This window comes from Arenimonas sp., from assembly GCF_019459675.1.
Lineage (GTDB): Bacteria > Pseudomonadota > Gammaproteobacteria > Xanthomonadales > Xanthomonadaceae > Arenimonas.
The window spans coordinates 1-7,697 of the sequence record NZ_JAIBFH010000207.1; the positions used below are offsets into that span (position 1 = coordinate 1).

Sequence of the window (7,697 nt, forward strand, 5' to 3'; positions counted from 1 at the left end):
ACGGTGCGCTCGCCGGTGGTGAACGGCTGGTCGTTGCCATCCACATCGCTGGTCAGCAGGTCGGCGGCCTCGGCATCGGTGCGTGCCACCAGCAGGGTCGGCACGCCCATCACGTCGGCCGCCAGGCGCGCGGCGTTGAGCTTCTCGATGGCCTCGCGGGTGGGCACCAGCACCTTGCCGCCCATGTGCCCGCACTTCTTGACCGAGGCCAGCTGGTCCTCGAAGTGCACGCCGGCCGCGCCGGCTTCGATCATCGCCTTCATCAGCTCGAAGGCGTTGAGCACGCCGCCGAACCCGGCTTCGGCATCGGCCACGATCGGCTGCAGGAAGTCGATGCTGTCGTTGCCTTCGGCGTGGTGCAACTGGTCGGCGCGCAGCAGGGTGTTGTTGATGCGCTTGACCACCAGCGGCACCGAGTTGGCCGGGTACAGCGACTGGTCGGGGTACATCTCGCCGGCCACGTTGGCGTCGGCCGCGACCTGCCAGCCCGACAGATAGATGGCGTTGAGGCCGGCCTTGACCTGCTGCATGGCCTGGTTGCCGGTGAGCGCGCCCAGCGCGTTCACGAAGGGCTTCTCGCCCAGGTACTTCCACAGCTTGTTGGCGCCCAGTCGCGCGAGCGAATGCTCGACGGCGACGGTGCCGCGCAGGCGTACGACCTCTTCGGCGGTGTAGCCGCGTTCAATGCCGGCCCAGCGCGGGTCGGTCGCCCACTCGTTCTTCAGCTGCTCGGCGGTGGGGAGGGTCGTGGTCATGGCGTTGTCCTTTGTGTTTCGAAGTGGGGAAGGGAAAGCAAGGGTTTCAGGCGAGGCGCTCGTAGGCCGGCAGGGTCAGGAACTCGGCCAGCTCCCGGGCGTGGGTAAGCTCGTCGAGCAGCGCGATGGCGTCGTTGATGCGGCTGCCGCCCGGCAGGTTCATGCGGTCGGCCAGCTTGGACGGCAGCGCCAGCAGCGCGCGGTCGAACAGCGAGAAGTCCACCGGCGAACCGTCGTCCAGGTGCAGGTCGCCGTGGTGCAGCCACTGCCACAGCTGGGCGCGGCCGATCTCGGCGGTGGCGGCGTCCTCCATCAGCCAGTGGATCGGCACGCAGCCCTGGCCGTCGAGCCAGGCGGCGATGTAGCGCACGCACACTTCCACATTGCTGTCGAAGCCCTTGCGGGTGATGGTGCCCACGCTGGGGCGGATCAGCGTGTCGCGGTCCGCAGCCACGTCTTCCCGGCGCACGCCGTGCTGGTTCGGGCCGGGCATGGCCTGGTCGAACACTTCGCGGGCGATCGGGATCAGGGCCGGATGCGCCACCCAGGTGCCGTCATGGCCGGCGCTGGCTTCGCGCAGCTTGTCGGCGCGCACGCGGGCCAGCGCTTCCTCATTGGCGATCGGATCGCCGGAGATCGGGATCTGCGCCGCCATGCCGCCCATGGCGTGGGCGCCGCGGCGGTGGCAGGTCTGGATCAGCAGCTCCGAATACGACTTCAGGAACGGCTGGGTCATGCCCACCTGGCTGCGCTCGGGCAGCACGCGGTCGCGGTGCCGGCGGAAGGTCTTGATGTAGGAGAAAATGTAGTCCCAGCGGCCGCAGTTCAGGCCGACGATGCGGCTGCGCAGCGCATGCAGGATCTCATGCATCTCGAACACGGCCGGCAGGGTCTCGATCAGCACCGTCACCTTCATCGTGCCCGCGGGCAGGCCCAGGCGCGCTTCGATGAAGTCCAGCACGTCGTTCCAGAGCGCCGCTTCCTCCATCGACTGCAGCTTGGGCAGGTAGAAGTACGGGCCGCGGTCCTTGGCGTGCAGGGTGGCGGCGTTGTGGAAGGCGAACAGGCCCAGGTCGAACAGGCTGGCGCTCATGCGGCGGCCGTCCACCAGCACGTGCTTCTCGTCCAGGTGCCAGCCGCGCGGGCGCACGATCAGCACGGTCCTGGACGCCGGATCGAGCACGTAGTGCTTGCTGCCGTCCGGGGCCATCCAGTCCAGGCTGCCGGCCACGGCCTTGCGCAGCGCGCGCTGGCCGGTAAGCAGGCTGTCCCAGGTCGGGCAGGTGGAATCCTCGAAGTCGGCCATGTAGCAGCTGGCGCCGGAGTTCAGGGCGTTGATGACCATCTTCGGGTCCACCGGGCCGGTGATCTCCACGCGGCGGTCGAGCAGCGCGGCCGGCAGCGGCGCCACGGTCCAGTCGCCTTCGCGGATGGCCCGGGTGTCGGCGCGGAAGTCGGGCAGCTCGCCAGCATCGAAGCGCGCCTGGCGCTGGCGCCTGGCGGCCAGGCGGGTCTGGCGCTCGACCTCGAAGGTCCGCTGCAGGTCTACCAGAAAGCCCAGGGCCGCCGGGGTCAGGAGGTCTTCCTGGCCCGCCTGACGGGTGCCGTGCAGTTCCAGGGGTGAAATCGTCCGCGCTGCGTCGCCTGCCATGGTGATGCTCCTGCTGTTCCGGAGTTCGAAGCTAGGCCTGCCGGGCACCTTTGACAAAACAAATGTTTTGATACTTACTATTAACTCAGCTTATAACTGCCGAGGAACAAAGGCTTATGGCCGCCCCCAAGGCACGCTTCTATTACAAAGGCGACCGATTAAAGCCGCTGCGGGCCTTTTGCCAGGTGGCGCGCCTGGGTTCGGTGTCGCGCGCAGCCGAGGCGCTGTTCCTCAGCCAGCCGGCCGTCACCCTGCAGCTGCAGGCGCTGGAGCGCGACCTGGGCTTGGCCCTGTTCGAGCGCATCGGCCGGCGCTTCAGCCTCACCCGCGAAGGCCAGGTGCTGTACGACATCGCCCGGCCGCTGGTGGAAGGCCTGGACGGCCTGGACGCGGAGTTCCGCGGCAAGCTCAAGGGGCTGCAGGCGGGCGAGCTGCACGTGGCTGCCGGCAGCTCCACCATCCTCTACCTGCTGCCGACCCTGGTGCAGGCCTTCCGCCAACAGCACCCGGAAGTGCAGCTGGTGCTGCACAACGTCACCGGCCAGGACGGCCTGGGCCTGCTGCGCTCGGACGCGGTGGACCTGGCGGTGGGCTCGATGCTGGACGTACCGACCGACCTGGCCTACGCGCCGGTGTATTCCTTCGACCCGATGCTGATCTGTCCGCCGGGCCACCCGCTGGCCACCAAGACCGACCTGCGCCTGGAAGACCTTTCGCCCTATGGCCTGATCCTGCCGCCGCGCCGCCTCACCACTTACCGGCTGGTGGACCTGGTGTTCCAGCAGCGCCGCGTGCCCTACACCGTGGCGCTGGAGGTGGGCGGCTGGGAAGTGATCAAGCAGTACGTGGCCATGGGTCTGGGGATTTCCATCGTCACCAGCATCTGCCTGACCGAAGCCGACGAGAAGCGGCTGGTGGCGCGCAACCTGGGCGAGTATTTCCCGCCGCGCAGCTACGGCGTGGTGATGCGCAAAGGCAAATACCTCAGCCCGCAGGCGCGCGACTTCATCGACCTGATCAAGCCGGGACTGTTCGAACGCCGCGACTACTTCGACACCGGGGCCTCCGAACGCTGAGCCGGTTCAATGCGTGCCGCGGTTCTTGCCGATGAAGGGCAGGTACTGCTGGCGCAGGCGCAGCATGTCGGCGGCGTAGTCGTCGGTGGTGTCGAACAGGCGGTCGAGCACGATGCTGCGCGTGGGGTAGTGGAAGGCCGCGCAGAACACCGGCACCCCGGCGCGGCGGGCGATCTTCCAGAAGCCGGGCTTCCAGTGCTCCACCCGCTTGCGGGTGCCCTCGGGCGCCAGCACGAACCACATGCGCGGCGCGGCGCGAATCTCGGCGGCGGTCTGGTCGACGATGCCGCCCGGCGCGCTGCGGTCCACCGGGTGGCCACCGAGCTTGCGCAACAGCCAGCCCAGCGGTCCGCGGAACAGCTCGGCCTTGGCGATGAACGTGATGTCCACGCCCATCGCCAGCTTGGCCGCCAGGCCCCACACCGCGTCCCAGCCCGACGAATGCGGCGCGGCGATCACCACCACCCGCGGCAGGTCGGGCCAGTCGCCTTCGATGGTCCAGCCGCCCAGGCGCAGCACGCTGCGTCCGAACCACCGGCTGGCCGGCCCGCCGTTGCGCGGCGCGCTGGGCGGAAGCGCGGGGACCCGCGTCATTCCCGGTCCCAGCCGCTGGCGTTGCGATGGCGCTTGACGCTGGAACGCTCGCGCTTGGCGCCCAGGCGCCGCTCTTTCGAGCCCTTGGTCGGCTTGGTGGCCACGCGTTTTTTCGGCGCGGTGAGTGCGGCGACGATCACCGCAGCCAGCCGCTCACGCGCGTCCTCGCGGTTGCGGTCCTGGGTGCGGAAGCGCTGTGCGCTGAGCACCAGCACGCCATCGTCGGTGAGGCGGCGGTCGCGGCGCGCCAGCAGCCGCTCGCGCACCGCCTCGGGCAGCGACGGCGAACGGGCCACGTCGAAGCGCAGTTCCACCGCGGTCGAGACCTTGTTCACGTTCTGCCCGCCCGGCCCGCTGGAGCGCACGAAGCGCTCGACCAGTTCGTCGTCGGGGATGGCCAGCGAGGGCGAGATCTGCAGCATGGCGGCATTCTAGCGAGGTGCCCGGCGATAGTGGGCGGCGGGCCGGTACAATCCCTCCCCCATGTCCGGCCTCAACACTCCCCAGCAAGAAGCGGTCGCCTACGTCGGCGGCCCCCTGCTCGTGCTTGCCGGCGCAGGCAGCGGCAAGACCAAGGTGATCACCGAAAAGATCGCCCACCTCATCGCCACCAGCCGGTACGAGGCGCGGCACATCGCCGCCATCACCTTCACCAACAAAGCCGCCAAGGAGATGCGCGAGCGCGTCGCCAAGCGGGTGAAGGGCGACGCCGCCGAAGGCCTCACCATTTCCACCTTCCATTCGCTGGGCCTGCGCTTCCTGCAGATCGAGCACGAGCGCGCGCAGCTGCGCCGCGGCTTTTCGATCTTCGACGGCGACGACCAGATGGCCATCATCAAGGACCTGGCCACGCCGGGCCTGAAGAACGACGCCCTGTATTCGATCCAGAACCTGATCAGCGCCGCCAAGAACAACGCGCTGTCCCCGGAGCAGGCGGCCGATGCCGCGCGTTCGGGCCGCGAGCGCGAGGCCGCGGGCCTCTACGCCCGCTACCAGGCCCGCCTGACGGCCTACAACGCCGTGGACTTCGACGACCTGATCCGGCTGCCGCTGACCCTGCTGGAAGCCGAGCCCGACCTGGCCGCCGGCTGGCGCGAGCGCCTGCGCTACCTGCTGGTGGACGAGTGCCAGGACACCAACGGCGCCCAGTACCGCCTGCTGAAGCAGCTGGCCGGCCCCAAGGGCAACATGACCTGCGTGGGCGACGACGACCAGAGCATCTACGCCTGGCGCGGCGCCCAGCCCGAAAACCTCGACCAGCTCGCCACCGACTACCCCAACCTCAAGGTGGTCAAGCTTGAACAGAACTACCGGTGCACGGCGCGCATCCTGCGCTGCGCCAACACCCTGATCGAGAAGAACCCGCACGCGCATCCCAAGAAGCTGTGGAGCCAGCACGGCGACGGCGAACCCGTGCGCGTCTGGGAATGCCGCAACAACGACCACGAAGCCGAACGCGTCGCCGCCGAGATCCACTACCTCAACCAGGGCAAGGAAATCCCCTGGGGCGAGATGGCCATCCTGTTCCGCGGCAACCATCAGTCGCGGCCGCTGGAAAAGGCGCTGCAGCTGCTGCGCATCCCCTACCACCTCACCGGCGGCACCAAGTTCCTGGACCGCGCCGAAGTGAAGGACGCGCTGTGCTGGCTGCAGGTGCTGGCCAACCCCGACAACGACGCCGCGTTCCTGCGCGCCATCGCCGCGCCCAAGCGCGAGGTCGGCGCCACCACGCTGGAAAAGCTGGCGGCGATGGCGCACACGGCCGGGCTGTCGCTGTCGGTGGCGGCCGGGCAGATCGGCTTCCTCAAGCAGCTCACGCCGCGCGCGGCGGCGGGCCTGGACGAGTTCACCCGCATCGTCGATCGCCTGCGCGACGCGGCCGAGACGCTTACGCCCGCCGAGCTGGTGCCCATGCTGGCCCAGCAGAGCGGCCTGCTGGCCATGGTGCGCAGCCAGTGCAAGGACGAGGCCAGCTTCCAGCGCCGCAAGGGCAACCTGGACGAGCTCGCTTCGTGGTTTGAAGGCGCGCGCGGCGGCGGCCCGGGCGAGCTCGCGGCACAGCTTGCGCTGCTGTCCAACGCCGACCGCGGTGAGCCGGGCAACGCGGTGCGCCTGATGAGCCTGCACGCGGCCAAGGGGCTGGAGTTCCGCGCCGTATTCGTCATCGGCTGCGAGGACGGCAACCTGCCGCACGAGGCCAGCCTGGAAGAAAACCGCCTCGACGAAGAGCGCCGCCTGATGTACGTCGGCATCACCCGCGCCAAGGAACGGCTGTACCTGTCGCACAGCGCCGAGATCAAGCGCTGGGGCGCGCTGGAACACCTGCTGCCCAGCCGCTTCCTGGACGAACTGCCGGCCGCCGACCTGCTGCGCGACGGCCTGGACCCGGAGCGCGAAACCGCCGAGAAAAAGCTGCGCGGCCGCGCCCACATGGACGCCATCGCGGCCCTGTTCAACGACGGCTGACGCCGCGGGGCCCTTTCGCCGCCGCCCCCGTCGCCCCTGACACCCGCCTGTCACCCAGCCCCGCGGCCAGCCCGGTTAAACTGTCCGCCGACGAAAATGGACGACTGACGATGACCCCGATCAAGACCCTCGCCCTCTCGGCCCTCGTGCTGGCCCTTGCCGCCTGCCAGACCGCGCCCGTCCGCGACGACGTGCTGACCGACGAGGCGCTTGCGCAGATCGTGCCGGTGCCCGTGCGCAAGAAGGTGCCCGACGCCCCGCTGCTGCCCGCCGGCAACGACAACCTCAACGCCGTGGCCTGGATCCAGGGCTCGATCGAATACCGGCTGATTGCCGGCCAGACCTTCCGCAGCGCGCTCAACCAGCTCGACCGTGCCCTCAAGACGCCCGACTGGGACGCGCTGGTGCCGACCGAACGCGCCAACCCGGCCACCGGCCTGGCGCCGGCGGTGATCGTGGACATCGACGAGACGGTGCTGGACAACTCGCCCTACCAGGCCCGCCTGGTGCGCGACGGCCTGAGCTACGACGAAACCACCTGGGACGCCTGGGTGCGCGAAGAGAAAGCCACGCCCGTGCCCGGCGCGCTGGAGTTCGCCCAGGCCGCGGCGGCACGCGGCGTCACGGTTTATTACGTGACCAACCGCGCCGCCCACCTGGAAGAGCCCACCCTCAAGAACCTGCGCGCGGTCGGCTTCCCGATCGACAAGCCCGAGCAGTTCCTGGGCCTGGGCTTCTTCGTGGACGGCTGCGAACAGGAAGGCTCCGAAAAGGGCTGCCGGCGCCAGCATGTCGGCCGCAGCCACCGCGTGCTGATGCAGTTCGGCGACCAGATCGGCGACATGGCGACCATCGTCGCCAACACCCCCCAGGGGCGCGAGCAGGCGATGGCCCCCTACCTGGGCTGGGTCGGCGAGCGCTGGTTCGTGCTGCCCAACCCCACCTATGGCAGCTGGGAGCCGGCGCTGTTCAACAACGCCTGGACCCTGCGGGAGAACGAGCGCCGGCAGCTCAAGCTCGACAGCCTCAAGTACGCCCAGTAAGCCCATGACCGCCGTCCGCGACCGTCTGATCTTCGCCCTGGACGTGCCCACGGCGGCCGAGGCCCGCGCCTGGGTGGACCGGCTGGGCGATTCGGTCGGCTTCTACAAGATC

At 69.3% G+C, this 7,697-nt stretch carries 7 protein-coding genes and 1 pseudogene; 4 read left to right on the forward strand and 4 right to left on the reverse strand.

Annotation, left to right across the window (positions count from 1 at the left end; genetic code table 11):
- Together aceA and aceB are read right to left on the reverse strand one after the other, a co-directional pair.
- On the reverse strand, positions 1 to 755 hold a 755-nt coding region (gene aceA / locus K0M70_RS07175; RefSeq protein ID WP_290781016.1), incomplete at its 3' end, for an isocitrate lyase.
- Between the two features lie 46 nt (positions 756 to 801).
- Positions 802 to 2,406, reverse strand: a complete 1,605-nt coding sequence (gene aceB, locus K0M70_RS07180) for a malate synthase A (RefSeq protein ID WP_290781018.1) — start codon at positions 2,404 to 2,406, stop codon at positions 802 to 804.
- A 116-nt stretch (positions 2,407 to 2,522) separates the two neighbouring features.
- Between aceB and K0M70_RS07185 the strand changes: the two genes are divergently transcribed.
- A complete protein-coding gene (locus tag K0M70_RS07185) occupies positions 2,523 to 3,482 on the forward strand; it encodes a LysR family transcriptional regulator (RefSeq protein ID WP_290781020.1) in 960 nt (319 codons plus the stop codon).
- 6 nt (positions 3,483 to 3,488) lie between these two features.
- On the opposite strand, the gene K0M70_RS07190 is transcribed toward K0M70_RS07185, so the two are convergent.
- Both K0M70_RS07190 and arfB read right to left on the reverse strand, forming a co-directional pair.
- Positions 3,489 to 4,076, reverse strand: a complete 588-nt coding sequence (locus K0M70_RS07190; RefSeq protein ID WP_290781022.1) for a 1-acyl-sn-glycerol-3-phosphate acyltransferase — start codon at positions 4,074 to 4,076, stop codon at positions 3,489 to 3,491.
- Positions 4,073 to 4,498 carry an alternative ribosome rescue aminoacyl-tRNA hydrolase ArfB gene (arfB, locus tag K0M70_RS07195; protein WP_290781024.1) on the reverse strand — a complete coding sequence of 142 codons (426 nt, stop codon included), beginning with the start codon at positions 4,496 to 4,498 and terminating at the stop codon, positions 4,073 to 4,075. The genes K0M70_RS07190 and arfB overlap by 4 nt, the downstream gene beginning before the upstream one ends.
- Positions 4,499 to 4,559: 61 nt before the next feature.
- On the opposite strand from arfB, the gene K0M70_RS07200 reads away from it, so the two are divergent.
- The 3 genes and pseudogenes from K0M70_RS07200 to K0M70_RS07210 form a co-directional block, all read left to right on the forward strand.
- Complete coding sequence (locus K0M70_RS07200; RefSeq protein WP_290781026.1) at positions 4,560 to 6,542, forward strand: UvrD-helicase domain-containing protein; 1,983 nt, start codon at positions 4,560 to 4,562, stop codon at positions 6,540 to 6,542.
- Positions 6,543 to 6,652: 110 nt separating this feature from the next.
- Entirely contained in the window at positions 6,653 to 7,585 is a 933-nt protein-coding gene (locus K0M70_RS07205; protein WP_290781028.1) for an HAD family acid phosphatase, read from the forward strand.
- 4 nt (positions 7,586 to 7,589) lie between these two features.
- Positions 7,590 to 7,697 (forward strand): annotated as a pseudogene (locus K0M70_RS07210) (orotidine-5'-phosphate decarboxylase); the annotation flags it as partial.